The sequence below is a fragment of the Chryseobacterium phosphatilyticum genome (genome assembly GCF_002899825.2).
Lineage (GTDB): Bacteria > Bacteroidota > Bacteroidia > Flavobacteriales > Weeksellaceae > Chryseobacterium > Chryseobacterium phosphatilyticum.
The window spans coordinates 1-451 of the sequence record NZ_PPED02000102.1 but is presented as its reverse complement, the minus strand read 5'-3'; the positions used below and the strand labels follow the sequence as shown (position 1 = coordinate 451).

At 71.8% G+C, this 451-nt stretch carries 1 protein-coding gene; it reads left to right on the top strand.

Features of this window, described 5'->3' with window-relative positions; translation table 11 throughout:
- The coding region (locus C1631_RS25560; RefSeq protein WP_123966794.1) for an HAD-IC family P-type ATPase at nucleotides 1-451 on the top strand (451 nt) is incomplete at both ends.

The window sequence follows — 451 nt, the reverse complement described above, 5'->3', positions numbered from 1 at the left end:
ATCCAGCGCCTCGCCGACCAGGTCGCCGGCTGGTTCGTGCCGGCAGTCATCGGCGTGGCGGTGCTGGCCTTCGTCGCCTGGATCGCCTTCGGGCCCGAGCCGCGTTTCACCTTCGCGCTGCTGGCGGCGGTGGCGGTGCTCATTATCGCCTGCCCCTGCGCACTCGGGCTCGCCACGCCGATGTCCATCATGGTCGGCGTCGGGCGCGGCGCCCAGGCCGGCGTCCTCGTCAAGAACGCCGAGGCACTGGAGCGCATGGAGAAGGTCACCACGCTGGTGGTCGACAAGACCGGCACGCTGACCGAGGGCAAGCCGGCGGTGACACGGATCGTGCGGGCCGCGGGTTTCAACGAGGCCACCGTGCTGCGCCTCGCGGCCAGTGTCGAGCGCGCGAGCGAACACCCGCTGGCGGTGGCCATCGTGAAGGCGGCCGAGGAGCGCGGGATCACCC